General features: G+C 41.9%; 12 protein-coding genes. 10 read left to right on the top strand and 2 right to left on the bottom strand.

Translation table 11 applies throughout. The annotated features are described in order from the left end of the window. From K8P02_RS21365 to K8P02_RS21355, 3 genes are all read left to right on the top strand, one after another. Positions 1 to 3795 carry an endo-beta-N-acetylglucosaminidase gene (locus tag K8P02_RS21365; protein ID WP_223381805.1) on the top strand — a complete coding sequence of 1265 codons (3795 nt, stop codon included), beginning with the start codon at positions 1 to 3 and terminating at the stop codon, positions 3793 to 3795. Between the two features lie 82 nt (positions 3796 to 3877). Further along, entirely contained in the window at positions 3878 to 4927 is a 1050-nt protein-coding gene (locus tag K8P02_RS21360) for a hypothetical protein (RefSeq protein ID WP_025866798.1), read from the top strand. 311 nt (positions 4928 to 5238) lie between these two features. Further along, a complete protein-coding gene (locus K8P02_RS21355) occupies positions 5239 to 7536 on the top strand; it encodes a LamG-like jellyroll fold domain-containing protein (protein ID WP_223381803.1) in 2298 nt (765 codons plus the stop codon). Between the two features lie 664 nt (positions 7537 to 8200). Here the strand turns inward: K8P02_RS21355 and K8P02_RS21350 are convergent. Further along, a complete protein-coding gene (locus K8P02_RS21350) occupies positions 8201 to 9178 on the bottom strand; it encodes an ROK family protein (protein WP_002559109.1) in 978 nt (325 codons plus the stop codon). A gap of 176 nt (positions 9179 to 9354) precedes the next feature. Between K8P02_RS21350 and K8P02_RS21345 the strand changes: the two genes are divergently transcribed. The 6 genes from K8P02_RS21345 (at position 9355) to K8P02_RS21320 (ending at position 16986) form a co-directional block, all read left to right on the top strand. Further along, positions 9355 to 10071: an ABC transporter ATP-binding protein gene (locus K8P02_RS21345; RefSeq protein ID WP_002559108.1), complete on the top strand. Its 717-nt coding sequence runs from the start codon at positions 9355 to 9357 to the stop codon at positions 10069 to 10071. Between the two features lie 132 nt (positions 10072 to 10203). Next, positions 10204 to 11463 (top strand): ABC transporter permease, encoded by a 1260-nt coding sequence (locus K8P02_RS21340; protein WP_025866795.1) that lies wholly within the window; start codon positions 10204 to 10206, stop codon positions 11461 to 11463. 154 nt (positions 11464 to 11617) lie between these two features. Then, positions 11618 to 12862, top strand: coding sequence for an ABC transporter permease (locus tag K8P02_RS21335; RefSeq protein ID WP_002559106.1), 1245 nt, complete (start codon positions 11618 to 11620; stop codon positions 12860 to 12862). A gap of 64 nt (positions 12863 to 12926) precedes the next feature. Next, the gene (locus K8P02_RS21330) at positions 12927 to 14030 is read left to right on the top strand and encodes an efflux RND transporter periplasmic adaptor subunit (protein ID WP_025866794.1); all 1104 of its coding nucleotides are present in this window, start codon (positions 12927 to 12929) and stop codon (positions 14028 to 14030) included. A gap of 18 nt (positions 14031 to 14048) precedes the next feature. Next, complete coding sequence (locus K8P02_RS21325; protein ID WP_025866793.1) at positions 14049 to 15362, top strand: TolC family protein; 1314 nt, start codon at positions 14049 to 14051, stop codon at positions 15360 to 15362. Between the two features lie 43 nt (positions 15363 to 15405). Then, positions 15406 to 16986 (top strand): ExeM/NucH family extracellular endonuclease, encoded by a 1581-nt coding sequence (locus tag K8P02_RS21320; protein ID WP_223381801.1) that lies wholly within the window; start codon positions 15406 to 15408, stop codon positions 16984 to 16986. Between the two features lie 84 nt (positions 16987 to 17070). Here K8P02_RS21320 and K8P02_RS21315 read toward each other — a convergent pair whose 3' ends face one another. After that, positions 17071 to 17571 carry a DUF3836 domain-containing protein gene (locus K8P02_RS21315; protein ID WP_195349811.1) on the bottom strand — a complete coding sequence of 167 codons (501 nt, stop codon included), beginning with the start codon at positions 17569 to 17571 and terminating at the stop codon, positions 17071 to 17073. Between the two features lie 262 nt (positions 17572 to 17833). Between K8P02_RS21315 and K8P02_RS21310 the strand changes: the two genes are divergently transcribed. Beyond that, positions 17834 to 19261 carry an O-antigen translocase gene (locus K8P02_RS21310; RefSeq protein WP_002559100.1) on the top strand — a complete coding sequence of 476 codons (1428 nt, stop codon included), beginning with the start codon at positions 17834 to 17836 and terminating at the stop codon, positions 19259 to 19261. The last annotated feature ends 6 nt before the right edge of the window (positions 19262 to 19267 follow it).

Below are 19267 nucleotides of genomic sequence, written 5' to 3'. Positions count from 1 at the left end.
ATGATGAAATTCAGAAACCTATTTGCATCGATTGGCCTATTGGCATCCATCGGTACGATGGCTCAGAGTATTCCAACACACGACATGTACGTGGACTTCGGAATAACAGACAAGAACAAGATGATTGAAGCTCTTGACAAATGGACACCCGGCAGCTCTTTCAGTGACGATCCGGCCTATATGGATGATAATTTCTTTATCTCACGTGTTCCCCTGAAAGAACGTTTCTGGAACAATGAAACAAAAGCTAATAAAGATCTTTCAGATGTAAACAACAAAAATCTTTGCTGGTGGGCTCCTATCGGTGAAATGACCAAAAAGTGGGGGCCACTTCCCCGTTACAATTTTGAAGCAGACAACTTCAATATGTGGCAATACATCAACATCCATGGTAACTGGTCCAACTCCTGGTTCCGTGTACCGGGTGCATTCAATGACGTAGCTCACAAAAACGGTGTAAAAACAGGATGCCTCTACTTCATAGACTGGGCTGCCTCGGTAACCGAAAACAGTGAGGCCGGAAAGTTCCTCGGACAACTTTGCGCCAAAGACGGAAGCGGTAACTTTAAATATGCCCGCAAACTAATCCAATTCCTGAAATATTATGGTATAGACGGTATCGGTATCAACCCCGAAGGATATTGGTCGTCCACACTGAACGAAAATTTCTCTTCTTTCCTGGCAGAATGTCATAAAGTTGCGAAAGAAGAAAACTGGCCGTTCCATGTAGACTGGTATGCTTTCGTTTCCAACTCCGGTGGTCTTTCGGATAACGGATGTAGCCTTGGAATCGGTGAAAACGATAAATGGTTCCAGAAAAACGGAGAGCCTGTCACCGACGTATTCTTCTTGAATTATAACTGGGGAGAAAGTCAGTTGATAAAATCAGCAGAAGCAGCCAAGAGCCTGGGACGTAGTACCTTCGATGTATATGCAGGTTTCGACCAGCAAGGACGTGGTTACGGTTTGAAATGGTCAGCATTGATGAGACAACCTGTCTCAGTAGTAGTATGGGGAGCACATGACCGTAGCCAGTTGTATGCCAGTTCTACGGAAGGAGGTACTTCCGATTTGGCTATTCAGAAAGAGTATCAGACCAAACAGGAACTACTGTTTACAGGTGGTACACGTAATGTTCTGAATACTCCACCTGTAACTGATGCACAGGTAACAGCCAACTTAAGCCAATTAAAAAACTGGCACGGATATTCTAAAGCTGTTATTGAAGAGAGTGCGTTGACAGAAACTCCTTTCTTTACACGTTTCAACTTAGGCAACGGTATGTTCTTCAAGAAAGACGGAGTAACAACTTTCGATCATAAATGGTACAACATCGGTATACAAGACATGCTGCCAACCTGGCGCTGGTGGATTGACAATGGTGATGGCCAGACAGTTCCTGCCGATGCCATCCAGTGTGACTTCACTTTTGACGATGCATGGTTTGCAGGTTCCTGCCTGAAAATACATGGTGCTACCGCACATTCTGATATCCGTTTGTTCCGTACAAAATTCAATGTAGTATCCGGTGAGGATAAATTCTCCCTAACATTCAAAGTCAACAGCGGAACTGATCCTAAAATGAAATTGATGATATCCAAAGAAGGCCATGCCAATACGTTTGCTTATTATACTATTCCGGCAGAAGGTATCGCACAAGGCGAATGGACAACCATCACTGTCAACGCATCCGAATTAGGTTTACAAGCCAATGATGTTATCGGATGTATCGGATTATCTGTAGCCGGTACTGATAACAATTATGAAACACTGTTGGGGGAACTCTCATTCGTTCCTTCAGACTTCAACAAAACACCGGTACGTCCGACTATCGCCGCAACGAAAGTAATGAAACGCGTATATAACCGTGCAGATTTCAAAATTACATTTAACTCTGCATTCACCGGTGACAGAAAGCCAGAGTACGAAGGATGCCCGATCTACAATGAAGAAGTAAACACATCTTATTTCGAAATTTATGTAAAACAAAAAGATGTTACTCCATTCGTAGTGACTACTACCACTTCATGGGCTGCCTATGTTGTAGATGCTCCACTTAAAAATACCACAGATCCGACTTTCCAGATTGGTGTACGTGCTATCGGTCTGGATGGTAAAAAGGCTTCACCAATTGTATGGAGTGACGCTCTTGAAAGTGATCTTGCAGTTATCGAAACCATCAATATAGACAAAGATATCATCAAACCGGGAGAAGAATTTACCATCGGTTTTGAAGATCCTAACCATGCCGTATCCAAATTCCAGATATACAACTCACTGACAGGTGAGGAAGTAAGAGGGAATGAAGCTGCTTCTTTGTCATTCACCACATCACTGCCCGAAGAAGGTACCTATGATGTTAAAGTAACCAGCGAAGGTAAAGAGAACATGACACGCGGTTTGCTCCTCGTCTCTAAAGAAGAAACGGGACGTTTGCCGGAGGTTACAAATATCCTTGCTGACAACACTGAACCTAAGGCTGATGCTCCGGTGAAACTCACGGCAGAGATCAACGAGGGTGTAACCTACAACGGTGCCGACTGTAATGTATCACAGGCACTTTATATGAAAGAGCCTTACCAGTTGACTGTAAACAGCGGTGTACTCAGTAATTATCAAACGACATCATTCGGACTGTGGTTCAAGGTTGAGAAGTTTGAACATGCCTCTTTAGGAACACTTTTGATGACCAAAGTGAACAGAAACTATGCGGGCACGTGGACAGAAAAAGTATGGGGTGAAATGTGGACAGCAATCCGTCCATTGGACTACAGCAAATATGCAAATGCTGAAAACGAACTGTCAGTATCAGTAGACGCTCCTCCCGCAGGTACGCCCAATTATGAGCATAATGCTGAGGTAGACGGTATTACAACCGGATATTCACTAACTCCGGGAGTTTGGTATCATGTTTGTGTAGTAAAGAATGGGAAAAATGTGAAAATGTATCTGAATGGGAAAAAAGTGCTGGATGTAACATCCAGAGGTTCAGGTCCAAAAGACTGGAAAGGTGCAAACTTCTATGTAGGTGGTAACATGACCAATCTCGCCAGCTTCACCGGATGGGTAGACGAAGTGCAGATATGGGACAAAGCTCTTACCGATGCTGAAGTGCAACAATCAATGAAAGGATACAGAATTGCTCCGACCGGTTTGCAAGGCTACTTCACTTTCGAAGAGACTCAGACCGATGATGACGGCAATACTTATTTCCCCAACAAAGGAAAGAACTCCACATTGGTTAAAGGTGCTTATATGACAATCAGTTCAACTGCCAATGATAAGACAACAGATACCCCTCAGAATCAGTTATCTACCGCATTGGGTGTTCCGTCAATCACTGGTGTAAGAAAAGTTACTTTTGAATCGGCCAAATGGATTTTAGAAGGTGCATCTTTCACTCAAGATAGCAATACATCCGCTACAGCTTCTTATACCAAAGAGGGGAAATACCCGGTTAGCCTGACTCTGACCAACTCTTGGGGAACTACAACTAAAACGATCAACGACTATATCGTAGTAAAAGGGGGTGTAGGTATCGAGAACCAGATAGTAGAAGATCTGAGCATTTATCCGAATCCGTTCATGGAATACGCCAATATCCTGTTCTCACAGGAAGGTAAGTATGATGTAAGAGTATGTGACACTCAAGGTAAACTGATTACAGCCAAACAATATCATGCTGATAACAACGAAGTTTGCAAATTGAGTTTCGATGCTCCGAAGGGTGTGTACTATGTGATAATTTCAAGAGACGGTAAATGTGTCCGCTCATTCAAAGTAATAAAAGAATAATACCACCGATGTAACAGAAAGGGTGTGTCAAATTTTATCACACACCCTCTCCTTTCATTTTTTGAATCTGAAAATAACGAATATGAAACATCTTACATTAAGATTACTGTTCTACTTGGCACTCCCGTTGTTATGGGGTTGTAGTGACGACGACAACAGCCTTTCAGGGCCGTCCACCAACGGTAGTCTGATAGAATTTAACCCTACGGAAAACTACAAAGGTAGTTATGAGGTTCCTATTCAGGAATCCGGAGCCTTGCTGTTTATCAAAGTAGACGGTGTACAGCAAAGTGACGAATTCATTGTACGCAAAGCCGAAAATAACGAAGATTTGTACCTGGACTGGGGATATAAATACGCAGGAATTATTGGAGACGAATTAGGATATTACCAACGTACCTACCGTTCAGACACCATTATGGTGGGGCTCGGATTCAAAGATAACTGGACAGTAGGAGAATACGACCTGCTGTTGGTACGTGGTGATACTTACCAGAAACTGGATCGGTTTAAATTCTGCGTACTCAAAGATATCACAGTAGACCTGTCTCAGAAAGCAGCAGGTGTCATTAGAGTAGCAGCAGATGGCTGGCTCGATATTGCCACTTACGGTTCTGTTGATTCACTGGAGTTTGTCAACAAAGTCACGGGTGAGATCACAGAAAGTATAGCCTCTACGTATAAAGCCGATGATGCAGAAGAATATCTACCTATCAAATTCTCGTATGAGAAATACCCGACAGGAGAATATGAAATGTACATCAAACGCTGGGATTACGGTTTCCGCCAGAAGATATGCGAATTTGATCTCTTCCAGTATGCATTTGTAAACTCCGATCCGATTGTGAAGGCAGAAGACGGAAATTACTACATACAATTCTACATTTCTGATTTTGACGAAACGCGGGATACATATGCTATAGTAGACACACCCGATCAGTCTTATTATTATGATGATGGTAAATTATCTAAGGCAAACTGGGATCCGGAAACGCTGATTTACCGGCTTAAACTCGATGATGCCAACTGGTTTGGTCGTAAAAAAGACGGCATTTCATTTACAATGCAGTTAACCATAAAGGGGCTGGATATTACTGTGACCGGTCATAACAAACTACAGTTAAGCGAATAATACTTTAATTACAGACGCAAGGACACACTATTTGCAGAAAAGAATCCCCCACACTTCTGCAAAATGTGATGTCCTTGCTTTTTTTTGCACTTTCCACTAGGGGAACTTCCGGTTCATCTGCTTTAAAGGTATAGGGGACGAAAACGTCTCTGATTTGTATAATCTATAAATTTAAAAGTATGATGAAAAACAATCGTATTCAATCCTCCATCCGGGGTCCGGCAAATCTTTCCGTCTCAATGCGAAATACACCAGCCGGTCGTTTCGCAAGCCATTCAACAGAATAAAAAAATCAAATACATATTATTACTATGAATAAAAATACTCTTTTCACATTATTAGTTCTCTTACTAACTTCATTTATCAGCGTAAATGCAAGTGAGAATAAAGCAATAGATATCCCGGCTGCTGTATGGCAGAGCAATAAATTAACTGCATATCGTCTTGAAGTTCTCGATAACTTGCTTGGCGAACGTGGTGTCACCGATGAGCGCATAGGTAAATCTTTTACGATAGCAGCATGGGTCAATCTCAGAGCACTACCTGCAGGAGGAATGTCTTATATCATGGGACATGGTGCCCAAGGACACTTCAACCAGAATGGAAGTTTGGTACTCATGGTCAACAAAGACGGAGACTTCTACGTAAAAGGTAATAAAACAAACTATTCGTTAACCGAAAAAGCGAACATTGGTGAGTGGTTCTGCCTCGCCGTGGCTTATGATTATGATAACAACAGTATCACAGCTTACAAAAATGGAGAAATACTTGGAAGTACCATTGAGTTAGGAGATAGTAAACTGGAAATTTTCGCAGATGACCCATGTATCTTCTATGTAGGCGGAAGCTTGTACGATGGTTTCTGTGATGAATTTCAGTTCTATAATAAAGCACTGACACAAGAAGAAGCCGCCCAGGCCATGATTGATGCCTCTACCGTAAACAGCATCACCGCACTCTACAATCTGAATGAGGAAGCAGACGGCACTACCGGAGCATTTGCCAATCAGATAGAGGGAGAGAAAGCGAATATCAACGCAGTATACAATAAAATATCCGGTACAACAAAATGGCAAGGAGAGGGAGAATTCCCATATACTACCAGTACTCCCACATCTCCTACTTTGGTAGACGGACGTGCTTTCGCCGTAACTCTGGAGCAACCTGCTACCGGCGGTTCTTTCGAGATCCGGAAAGACGGAGCGGCCATTACTTCCGGCGATAAATTTGAGAATGGCACTGTACTGAGCATTGTAGCAACTCCCGATGCAGGTTATCAGGTAAGTTCTATCCTGGTGAACGGTGTGGCTATCGAAGGCACAGAGTTTACTGTATCAGTAACAACAAACGTTACTATTGAATTCACCGAAGCTGAGGTTGAATATTGTACTCCTACTTTCTCAAAAGGGCGAGAAGTGGGACACATTACATCGGCAACTACTACCGGAGCTGTCGCCAATCTGAATTACACAGACACAGGTACCGGAAATTATGATAACTATAACAAAATCGTAGACCGCTCTATGGCAGTCAGGGCCGGACAAACGATTGAAGTAACTGTGCAGGCACAAAACGGCCGTTGGGGAGTTGAACGTATTTTCGTTGACTTGAATGGTGACGGTCAATTCAGTGCCGACGAAATGGTTATCAAATACGGAGATACAAGCAACAGTAATAATAATTTGGACAATGTTGTTGCAAGTTTCACCATACCGGAAAATTTTTCGGCAAAGAAGACATTGATGCGTGTACTCTTCACCGACGGCGATACTCAGGGTGGAGATGATGCATGTGGTGCATATGTAGACGGTGGATTTTATGACTTCGAGATGCGCATAGTAGATGCAGCCTACACTGTTACTTATGCCAATGCAACCCCAGATCTGGGTACAGTCACTGTAAAAGCAGGAGAAAACGCTATCAGTAGCGGTGAGGAAATAGAAGCAGGTACCGAACTGACAATCGAAGTGGCTCCTAACGAAAGTGTGAAGATTGCTTCTTTCACTATCAACGACGAAAACCGGTTGAGTGATTTGAAAAATAATACACTAAAGATTACTGCTACAAGTTCTATTGATATCAAAGTATCATTCAAGAGCACGCAGTATACATTCAATTTGGTGAATGTTACTCCGAACTCAGGTTCAGTAGTTGCCAAAAATTATGATACTCAGGCAGAAATTGCTGATGGAGATAAAATCAATGAAGGAGACTATATCACTATCACTCTCACTCCCAACAAAGGCGAGAAAGTGATTGGTCTGAAAAACAATGAAGAGGCTGTCGACCTGAATAATGAAGTAGATGATTATGGCAACTATATGGAGTATTCATTCGAGGCGAAAGGGGATGTCAGCATTGAAGCTACATTCAGCAAACTGGTAGGAATCACATCTACCAATGCCGACCTCACTGCTTACTATGACGCAGCAAGCCAGATATTGAATATCGGAGACAATGCAACGGCAGTCATTTATGATCTGGCAGGGAATGCTGTTATGAACGTTAGCGAAAAACAAAAGAATCTCGCTGGTCTGAATAGCGGATGCTACATTGTTAAAGTAGAAGCATCCAATATAACAAAAGCATTTAAGGTAATAAAGAGGTAAATAGGTTTAAACCGGGATATCCCGGAGTTCATTGAAGTAGAGAATGTATATTAACACTGTACATTTTCTACTTCTTTTTTTAATGGCTAAACGATAGATATCAATATCCAATAGACTGTGTTATATTGATACGCTTCCCGTATCAGTAGTATTTGTAATTATTCATAAATAAACCACCATTATATCTAACTCGCATTTCGTTAACATTATTAACTCGTTTTTTTAACGTTTAAAATTCACGTTACCAAAGTGTACAATTAAGCAGAACAAGAGTGTACAAATTAGCAGGACAAAAGTGTACAATTAACACTCACTATAATGTACACTTTTGTCTGCCTTTAAATTCGAAAGCTTTATTCATTAGCAACCAGTCAATTACATTAAAAGCAAAGACTCACATTTTATCTTTTGTTTCCTTTTATAAAAGTCTTGTTATTACTTTTTCAACAACCATATATTGACCTAATAAATCATTATGATGTCTGCTCCTTTCTGATTTCCTAAAAAATAATGGAGGGGAACAAAACCTAATTATCTCTCGGTTTATTCTATATACCATAGGAGTTCTCCAAATAAATCCATACACAGAAACCAGAAGCCCCGAATGAACATTGGTTCATCCGGGGCTTCATTACCTTTATAAATAATTAATGGGACACGCTTATTACATATCTTTCAGTTCCCAAGCCAATGCACTGGCACCCAATACAGCAGCATCAGAATCTTTCAGTTCGGAAACCAGCAATTTGGTTTTTCCTTTATAGATATTAAGCAGGTTATCTTCCATGGCTTTGTGGATCGGTTTCATAATGTAATCACCCGATTTTGCCAGACCACCGAACAATACAATCGCTTCCGGACTGGAGAACGCTATGAAATCTGCGAGTGCTTCACCAAGCAAAGTACCCGTGAATTCAAAGATCTCCTGTGCCAGTTTATCACCTTGCACTGCTGCGTCATATACATCCTTAGAAGTAATGTTTTCAGCAGAAATATTACGCAAAAGGCTTGCATCTGTACGGGCAGCCAACAATTCACGTGCTGTACGAGCCACACCTGTAGCCGAGCAGTAAGTCTCCAGACAGCCTTTACGACCACAACCGCACATGCGCCCTGTACCGCGACGAACAATCACATGGCCCAGTTCACCGGCAAAACCGTCATGACCATAAACCATTTGTCCGTTGATTACGATACCGCTACCGACACCAGTTCCCAGCGTGATCATGATAAAATCCTTCATACCACGGGCAGCACCATATGTCATTTCGCCTACAGCAGCAGCATTCGCATCATTGGTCAATGCAGTAGGAATACCAAGTCGCTCTTCAAACATAGCGGCCAAAGGAATAATACCTTTCCACGGCAAGTTTGGAGCAAACTCAATTGTTCCGCTATAATAATTTCCATTAGGAGCACCGATACCGATACCTTTTATTTTTTCAACTCCACCCTGTGAAATAATAAGCGGAAGAAGATTCTTGCACACTTCATCTACATACTCTTCTACTGTAGAATAGGCCTGAGTTTTCACCGAGCCACTTGCTATAATAGTTCCACGTGCATCTACTATACCAAAGACAGAATTTGTTCCGCCTATGTCAATACCCACTACATAGGGCTTTTCCATGTTTGAATTCATGATAGTTCGTTTAAAAGGGTTAGCTTATTAAATATTTATTGCACACAAATTACGTAAAGAAGATTGATTCGGCAAAATGTTTTTGAAAAAAAGTTCACTCTGTTTGCAACTTTTCGTATCTTACGTGCGTCTAATAGATGAAATTATAAGAAAATAAAAACTAAACAAAGGAAATTGTGATATACCTTAAAGACATTAACAAGACCTACTACAACGGAGCACCTCTCCATGTACTCAAAGGTATCAACCTCGATATCAAACGGGGTGAATTTGTATCCATCATGGGGGCATCGGGCTCAGGAAAATCCACTTTACTAAATATACTGGGTATTCTGGATAATTATGATACCGGCGAATATTACCTGAACAATGTATTGATAAAGAACCTCAGCGAAACGAAAGCTGCAGAATACAGAAACCGGATGATCGGGTTTATTTTCCAATCTTTCAATCTGATCTCTTTTAAAAATGCAGTGGAAAATGTAGCCCTCCCGTTATTTTATCAGGGAGTGGGACGTAAAAAGCGTAACGCTTTAGCACTGGAATATCTCGACAAACTGGGACTGAAAGACTGGGCTCATCACATGCCAAACGAAATGAGTGGTGGACAAAAACAACGTGTGGCAATAGCACGGGCACTAATCACCCAACCACAGATAATTCTTGCCGATGAGCCCACCGGAGCATTGGACAGTAAGACTTCCGTTGAAGTGATGCAAATCCTGAAAGACCTTCACAAAACAGGAATGACCATCGTGGTAGTAACTCACGAAAGCGGTGTGGCCAACCAGACCGACAAAATAATCCATATCAAAGACGGAATCATCGAACGGATCGAGGAGAATCTTGACCACGATGCATCGCCTTTCGGACAGCACGGAATAATGAAGTAAAGATATTTACGATTGGGTGATTGACTATTTACGATTGAAAAATCTTTGTAAATCATAAAGCCAAGGGACAGTCGTAAATACAAAAGTAATTTCAATCGTCTAATTGTAAATCGTTAAATCGTAAATAAAATCATGTTTGACATTTGGCAAGAAATATACGGTACCATCAAGCGGAATAAACTTCGTACCTTCCTCACCGGATTTGCTGTGGCATGGGGGATTTTTATGCTTATCGTACTGTTAGGAGCAGGTAACGGATTGATACATGCCTTTGAGCAATCGTCTTCGGAAAGAGCACTGAACTCCATAAAAATATATCCGGGGTGGACAACCAAATCATACGAAGGACTGAAAGAGGGACGAAATATCCGGTTGGACAATAAAGACCTGGATGTGACAAAACAACAATTTCAGGAAAACGTTATCAGCGTCGGTGCAACTCTGTATCAGAGAAGTGCCAATCTCAGCTTTGGCAAAGAGTATGTCAACCTGAGTCTTACAGGCGTATTTCCCAACTTTCCGGAAGTAGAAACCGTGAAACTGTCCGAAGGAAGGTTTATCAACGAAATGGATATACAACAACGCAGAAAAGTTGTTGTTCTTAACGTCAAGACAGCCGATATACTCTTCGGGAAAACCCATACAAACCCCATCGGGCAAAATGTAAAGACCGGAGGTATCGTCTATCAGGTGATAGGACTATACAAAGATCAGGGAGACAATAGCTCAAGCGATGCCTATATCCCTTTTACTACCCTTCAGATTATTTACAACAAAGGTGATAAACTAAACAACATTGTATTTACCACCAAAAACCTGAAATCAATAGAAGACAACGAAGCCTTCGAAGCGCAATACCGTAAAGTGCTCGGAGCCAATCACCGCTTTGATCCCACAGACAACAGTGCTATCTGGATATGGAACAGGTTCACTAATTATCTGCGAAACATGGGCGCAATGAATATGCTCCGGATTGCCATCTGGGTAATAGGGATCTTTACGCTGTTAAGTGGTATTGTGGGAGTATCAAACATTATGCTGATTACCGTAAAGGAACGTACCCACGAATTCGGTATCCGCAAGGCCTTAGGAGCCAAACCGGGATCTATCTTATGGCTTATCATCGTAGAGAGTATTGCTATAACAACTTTCTTCGGATACATAGGTATGGTAGCGGGTATTGCCGTAACGGAATGGATGGACAGTGCTTTCGGAAACCAGCAAATGGACAACGGTATGTGGTCGGAGACAGTATTCTCTAACCCGACAGTGGACCTGAGCATTGCCATACAAGCAACTCTGACGCTGGTAGTTGCAGGAACACTGGCAGGATTTTTCCCCGCACGCAAAGCGGTTAGTATCAGCCCGATTGAGGCACTGAGAGCGGATTAATAATATTTTCGATTGGACGATTTATAATTTACGATTAAAGGTCCTTCGTAGCTTAACAGAAATTCGAGATAAACAAATGAGGCATGAGGGAAACAGAATATTCTTTTGTCGTTTAGCTCATACCAAATAATATAGCACTTAGTAAATAATAAAGATGCGAATAGACATGGACACGTGTGAGGAAATCCTCATCACGATAACAAGAAACAAAACCCGAAGCCTGCTTACGGCATTCGGTGTATTTTGGGGTATTTTCATGCTTGTGGCACTCATTGGCGGCGGACAGGGTATGCAAAATGCAATGCAGGTACAATTTGAGGGGTTTGCTACCAACTCAGGATTTGCCTGGCCCCAACGTACAGGTGAGGCTTACAAAGGATTTAGTAAAGGACGTTGGTGGAGTATGAACATCGATGATATTGAACGGATACGCGAAAATGTAGAAGGTATCGAGCTTATCACTCCTTCCATTGCCCGCTGGGGGGCTAAATCCGTACACGAAGACAAAAAGTTCGACTGTATCGTAAAAGGTCTGCACCCCGAATATGAAAATATCGAAGCACAGGATATTGCACTCGGACGATTTATAAACGATGTGGATATCCGCGAAGCACGTAAAGTGTGCGTCATCGGAAAGCGCGTATACGAAAGCCTGTTCACCCCGGGAACTGACCCGCTGGGGAAATACATACGTGTAGACGGAATTTACTATCGCGTTATCGGCATGTCGGTAGCAGAAGGGAATATCAATATTCAGGGACAGTCGTCAGAATCGGTTATACTACCCTTCACAACCATGCAACGGGCCTATAACTTAGGACGTAACATAGAACTGGCCTGCTTCACGGTGAAACCCGGACTGAAAGTGACCGATATACAACCGGAAGTAGAACGTATCATTAAAGAAGCACACTTTATATCGCCGGACGACAAACAAGCAATCATGGTATTGAACACAGAAGCCATGTTTTCAATGATGGACAACCTATTCACAGGAATACGCATTCTTATCTGGATGGTAGGACTGGGTACACTGCTGGCAGGAGCAATCGGGGTATCGAATATTATGATGGTGACTGTTCGCGAACGAACCACCGAAATCGGTATTCGCCGTGCCATTGGTGCACGCCCCAAAGATATTCTCCAGCAGATTCTCTCCGAAAGTATGGTACTGACCACCGTAGCCGGAATGATGGGAATTTCATTTGCCGTGCTGGTACTTCAGGTTATGGATCTTACAATTACCAGTGACAGCGGAAGGTCTTTCGGCTTTCAGGTGACATTCGGCTTAGCCGTAGGTACTTGTCTGCTACTTGTCACGCTGGGCATGCTGGCAGGACTGGCACCTGCTTACCGGGCAATGGCAATAAAACCGATAGAAGCTATCAGGGACGAATAACAGATACGCGCCCCAAAGAAAAGTGAAAAACAAGAATAAAATAAAAATCAAAAATAAAACTAAAATGAAAAAGTTTCTGAAAATCACATTGTTAGTACTTCTGGCAGCCGGTATTATAGGGACATTTGTATTCCTGTGGATGAAATCAAAACCCAAAGTTGTTGTATACGAAACCGTAACAGCAGAGGTGGCCGACCTTCAAAAAACAACCGTAGCTACGGGAAAAGTAGAGCCACGTGATGAAATTCTTATCAAACCACAGATCTCCGGTATCATTGACGAAGTGTATAAAGAAGCCGGACAAAGTATCCGTAAAGGTGAAGTGATTGCCAAAGTAAAGGTCATTCCGGAACTGGGACAGGTAAACTCTGCCGAAAGTCGTGTGCGTCTGGCAGAAATCAATGAGAAACAGGCACAAACAGACTTTGACCGTATTGAGAAACTATTCAAAGACAAGCTGATCAGCCGAGAAGACTTTGAAAAAAGCGAAGTAGCACTGAAACAAAGCCATGTAGAAGTGCAGACAGCCAAAGATGCTCTCGAAATCATCAAGGAGGGTATCACCAAAAACAGTGCTTCACTCTCCAGCACACTGATTCGCTCTACAATAGACGGACTGATCCTGGACGTTCCGGTAAAGGCTGGTAATTCGGTTATCATGAGTAATACATTCAATGACGGAACGACTATTGCTACGGTGGCCAACATGAATGACCTGATCTTCAAAGGCAAGATAGACGAAACGGAAGTAGGCCGTATCCACGAAGGTATGCCCGTAAAACTGACTATCGGTGCATTGCAGAACCTGACATTCGACGCTACACTGGAATACATTTCACCCAAAGGTGTGGAAGAAAACGGGGCCAATCAGTTTGAGATAAAAGCAGCGGTATCCGTTCCGGACAGTGTACAAATCCGTTCGGGCTACTCGGCCAACGCAGAGATTGTGCTTCAACGTGCCCAGCAGGCATTAGCGGTGCCCGAAAGCGTGATTGAATTCAGTGGTGACTCTACATTTGTATATATAATGACAGATTCCATACCAGAACAGAAATTCCAGCGCAAATCGGTTATAGCCGGTATGAGTGATGGTATCAAGATTGAAATTAAAAGTGGCGTAACAGCCAAAGACAAAATCCGTGGAGCGGAAAAGAAAGATAAGAAGTAAAATCAATAACAGGAAATTATGAAAAAAGGACTTATTATATTCTCTCTTACCACACTCTGTGCCACCAGTCAGGCTCAGGAGGGGTGGACGCTACGCCAATGCATTGACTATGCCATCGAGCACAATATAGAAATTCAGCAAACAGCTAATGCTGCCGAGCAAAGTGCTATAGAGGCAAATACGGCAAAGTGGGCAAGGTTACCGAATTTGAGTGGCTCGGCAAGTCAGAGCTGGAGTTGGGGACGTTCGACTTCACCGGTAGACAATACGTATAGTGACATCAACAGTGGTAGTACACAATTCGGTCTTAGTACCAATGTCCCACTATTTACCGGACTGCAACTACCCAATCAGTATGCCCTTAGCAAACTGAATTTCAAAGCTGCTATTGAAGATCTGAATAAGGCAAAAGAGGATATTGCTATTAATGTGACATCTTCTTATCTACAGGTTTTATTTAATATGGAACTCAATAAAGTAGCAGCCAGCCAAGTTGAACTCAGTAAAGAACAATGTAAACGTATCACCCGCCTGGCAGAAGTAGGAAAAGCGTCGGCAGCTGAAGTAGCTGAAGCTAAAGCACGAGTAGCACAAGATGAAATGAGTTTAGTACAAGCTGAAAACAATTACCAATTGGCTTTACTAAATTTGAGCCAATTACTGGAACTGTCTACTCCCAAAGGATTTTCACTCGCACAACCAGATACTCTTGTAGACTTCACCCCACTGACCCCACCGGATGATATATATACAGAAGCATTGAGTAATAAACCGGGTATCCGGGCTGCACAACTTCGTTTGGAAGGTAGTGAAAAGAGCATACGCATCGCGCAAAGTAACTACTACCCACAACTTTCTTTCGGAGCAAATTTGGGAACGAATTTCTATACACTAAACGGATCTGCCGAGCACAGTTTCGGATCTCAGTTGAAAAACAATCTGAATAAAGGCATCGGATTCAATTTGAGTATACCACTGTTTAACCGTTTGGCTACCCGCAATCGTGTTCGTAGTGCCCGGCTACAGCAAACCAACCTCGCCCTGAAACTTGATAACACTAAAAAGGTGCTTTATAAAGAGATTCAACAAGCATGGTACAACGCAGTAGCTGCCGAAAGTAAATTTAACAGTAGTACAGCGGCCGTTGCTGCCAACGAAGAGTCTTTCCGCCTGATGAGCGAAAAGTTCGACAACGGGAAAGCTACTTTCGTTGAATACAACGAAGCCAAACAGAATCTGACAAAATCGCTGTCGGACAAGATACAGGCAAAATATGATTATCTGTTCCGTACCAAGATTCTCGACTTCTACAAAGGAAAGGCTATTGAGTAACCAATAATATCAGTATCTTTGCTTCATAAACAAAAAACTGTCTATGAAGCAAAGGTTATTCCTATTACTGATTTTCCTGCCGGTCGCTCTGCTTGGTCAACAAAAGGTTATCTTCCCGGATGATTTTAATACAAGCCTGAATGGAAAGGATGTAACCATTACCAATCCGCTCATTATCACCGATACCCGAAAATTAAGTTCTAACGGTATATTGGTTTTAGCCGCCGAACGCATACAGTCTGCCACAGAAGAACATGAACCTGGGATAGAAATGTATACTCAATGGCAAAAAGACTTCCCTAAGCGCATACTATCCCTTAAAGTAGATAAAACAGCTTTTTACCGTACCGGACAACAAACCACCAACCTTACAGGAACGGTATCTGTCAGTAACGGCACTTATACAATTATCCCCAAAATAGCTCCTTCTTTCGCAGGTAATGAACGTACCACTCAACCCCGGGAAGTAACAGTACCACACAATCTGAAAATCGCCAGTTTCAATCTGAACTTCTACATTGCAAATTCGTCTCTGTGGAATCCGGACTACGGTGCAGCCAGCCAGAATGAATTCACACGCCAACGTACTAAAATACTTGCAGCTCTCAAAGCAATAAATGCAGACATATACGCACTCTGCGAAGTTGGTGAAGGAAAAACGGCCGTGCAGGACATTGTGGAAGGATTGAATGACATAGCCGGAACAAACCGGTATGCTTATACCGACAACGGGGATACGAAAGAAAGTACGTATACTAAAAATGTATTTGTTTACAACACGGATAAGGTAGAACCTTATAAAGAAGTCCTCACCATTGGTTCATATCTCAAACTCCGTCATGTGGCACAGGCCTTCAACCTGAAAGAGAACCAGGAAAGACTGATTATCTCATTGAATCATTTTAAGTCGAAATCGTCTGGTAGCGGCACCGATGCCGATCAATATGACGGACAGGGGAAATCAAATAATCAACGAAAAGCAGAAGCCCACACATTGGTCAACGAACTGAATGCACTAACCAATTATTACGAAGATCCGGATATACTGATACTGGGGGATTTGAATGCATACTCCAGAGAAGACCCGATACGGATACTTACAAATGCTTCTTTAGTGAACTTACTGGAACATTTCTCTCCGCAGGATTATAGCTATGTCTACAATGGAGCTATCGGTTATCTGGATCACTCCATAGCCTCTGCCAGCATGAGTAAGCAAGTAGTAGATGCAACGCCCTGGCATATCAATGCAGATGAACAAAGTAAATTTGGTTATAAAAATGCCGTAAACTATTCGCCGGATCCCTATCGCAGTTCTGACCATGACCCTATCATTACCACTTTAATGCTGGACCGTGCTACGGGTATTTATACTCCGGGGAACGGATATAAAAACAGAATTCAGATATCCGGCAACCCACATGACGGATATCTCACTCTGCAAAGCGAACGTATAGACAAAGTAGAAGTACTTAGCATCAACGGACAAATACTTTTCACAAATACACCTGCCGTAGCAGGTAATTATTTCATTCTACCAACCAGCGGACTCACGGGTGGTTTTTATATCATTCGTGTTTACTGCAATAATTATTGCATTACAGATAAAATTGTACTTCCATAAAAGAAAGTATACACTGAAAAACGAAGCTCCACGTTACCAAGAAAGTAACGCGGAGCTTCGTTTTTATTTTTATTACAAATATTTTTAATAAGCAAATGCTATCAGATTTGAATTATCGTCAACTCTGTTTACCACATTCATTGTCCAGTCGCTCTCTGATTTACTCCACTTATAGTTCATATAGGCAACCGGCATATTTTGCTCATTCAACTCATAAACCGTTTTCTCTACTGAATCAATATACGCTCTGCGACTCTCATTCCAACGTGCATATTCCATTGTGATTTCATTGTTGGCGTACAAATAAGTAATTTTAAAATACGGAGTCCATTTGTCATGACTACCATCCCACTTAAATGCCTCTTTTGCAGTCATTCTACTCTGATCATCATAAGAAAAATCATATTTCATATGACGATAAAGCGAACCATCCATACGATAGATAACCTTCGACGTAACTAAGTCACCCTCTTTAATTTCATTCGTTACAAAGTTCGTATCCTGTGCTTTTAACTCTGCATTTACGACACCTGTAATTGTCATTACTACTAAAACAATCATTCTGAAAAATACTGTAGTCTTCATAATCGTATATTTTTTATTAGTTAATTTTTTTTCCTGTTTATATATTAGACGTATTGACTTATTCAAAGGTTGCATCACTTTCTGTTTTTTTTCGTTTTCTATTTGATAACCGCCTTCGTATATCTAAATGCAAGAGGTGTGCCAGAACAATAAAATACTGATAACCAACAGTATAAAATAAATCCTTAGTGTACGAAAATGAACACATGTACGCTTATATGCGGACAGTGTACTATTTTTAATTATCTTTGCCTATTGTTTTATGGAACAACAAAAAGAATATAGAAGCATCGTAAAAGCTACAGCCCTCTTCGGAGGCGTACAGGCTTTTCAGGTTCTGCTTACTTTGGTACGTACCAAAGTGGTGGCATTGCTTCTTGGTGTAGACGGTGTAGGTCTGTTAGGAATGTTCAACAATGCCATAAGCATGGTACAAAGTATAACGGGGTTAGGTATCAATCAGGGAGGTGTCAAAAGCCTCTCCTCTGCCGAAGATCCCCGTAAAGCTGCACAAATAGCAACTCTAATCCGGCAAATGAGCTTATATGCTGGCTTACTCGGTGCAGTGGTGGTGCTTGCACTTTCTCCCTGGCTATCACAATGGAGTTTCGGAACCCGGGACTTTACAGGAGCATATATGTGGCTCGCCTGTACCATCTTATTTGATACGCTGACCAAAGGAGAACTTGCTATATTTCAAGGATTCCGACGCCTCCGTATTCTGGCACAAGCCAATCTACTGGGTGCATCTGCAGGACTTCTTATTTCACTACCTATTTATTATATATGGAAAACGGATGGCGTTGTGGTTGCTATTATACTCTCTTCCATTTGTGGTTACTTTGCTACACTGCTGTTCCGCGACAAACAAAAAGTGCCACCTTTATCTGTTCGTCAGGAAGGTAAAAGTATCATCACAATCGGAGCCATGCTTACCATCAGCGGTTTTGCCAGTACATTGGTCAGCTATCTATTCAATATCTACCTTAGAAGTCACGGTGGATTGGAGGACGTGGGTATCTACCAGTCCGGGTTCGGACTGATAGACAAATACATCGGGCTTATCTTTGTGGCAATGAGTACCGACTACTACCCCCGACTGGCAGCTGTTCATAATCAAAACACGAAACTCAGTTCCATAATGAATCAGCAGACCGTAGTATCACTGCTGATACTGTGTCCGGTTATCACAATCTTTCTGCCAACAGCACCACTAATTGTCCGCCTGCTACTTACCAAGTCGTTCCTACCAGTCATTCCTTTTCTGTCATGGGCCATCTTAGGTATGATCTTTAAAGTGGTTTCTACCAGTATGGGATATATACTTATCGTTAAAGGAGCACACCGGTTATTTCTTGGTACTGAATTATTTTCATGGAGCACTATACTAATAACCAATATCATAGGATATACTGTATGGGGAATTGAAGGAATAGGGATTGCTTTTTTATTCAGTTATGTCTGCTATCTGACAGTGGTGGGAATTTCCTGCAGAAAAATCTTCAAGATTGTATTTAACCGGGAAGTATTATACCTATTTCTCTTTACCAGTACATTAGCTATAGCCAGTTTTATTTCTGTACGCTATCTGGTACCTGTCAATCCTTGGTATGGTTATGCAATATGTGTGTTATTAATCACATTTTCCTTATGGATTGCCATAAAAAGACTATGGCAGCATATTAAATAAATCACT

This window comes from Bacteroides nordii (assembly GCF_019930665.1).
In the GTDB taxonomy this organism is placed as follows: Bacteria; Bacteroidota; Bacteroidia; order Bacteroidales; family Bacteroidaceae; genus Bacteroides; species Bacteroides nordii.
The sequence above is the reverse complement of the archived record's forward strand: the minus strand, read 5'-3'. Positions and strand labels throughout refer to the sequence as shown.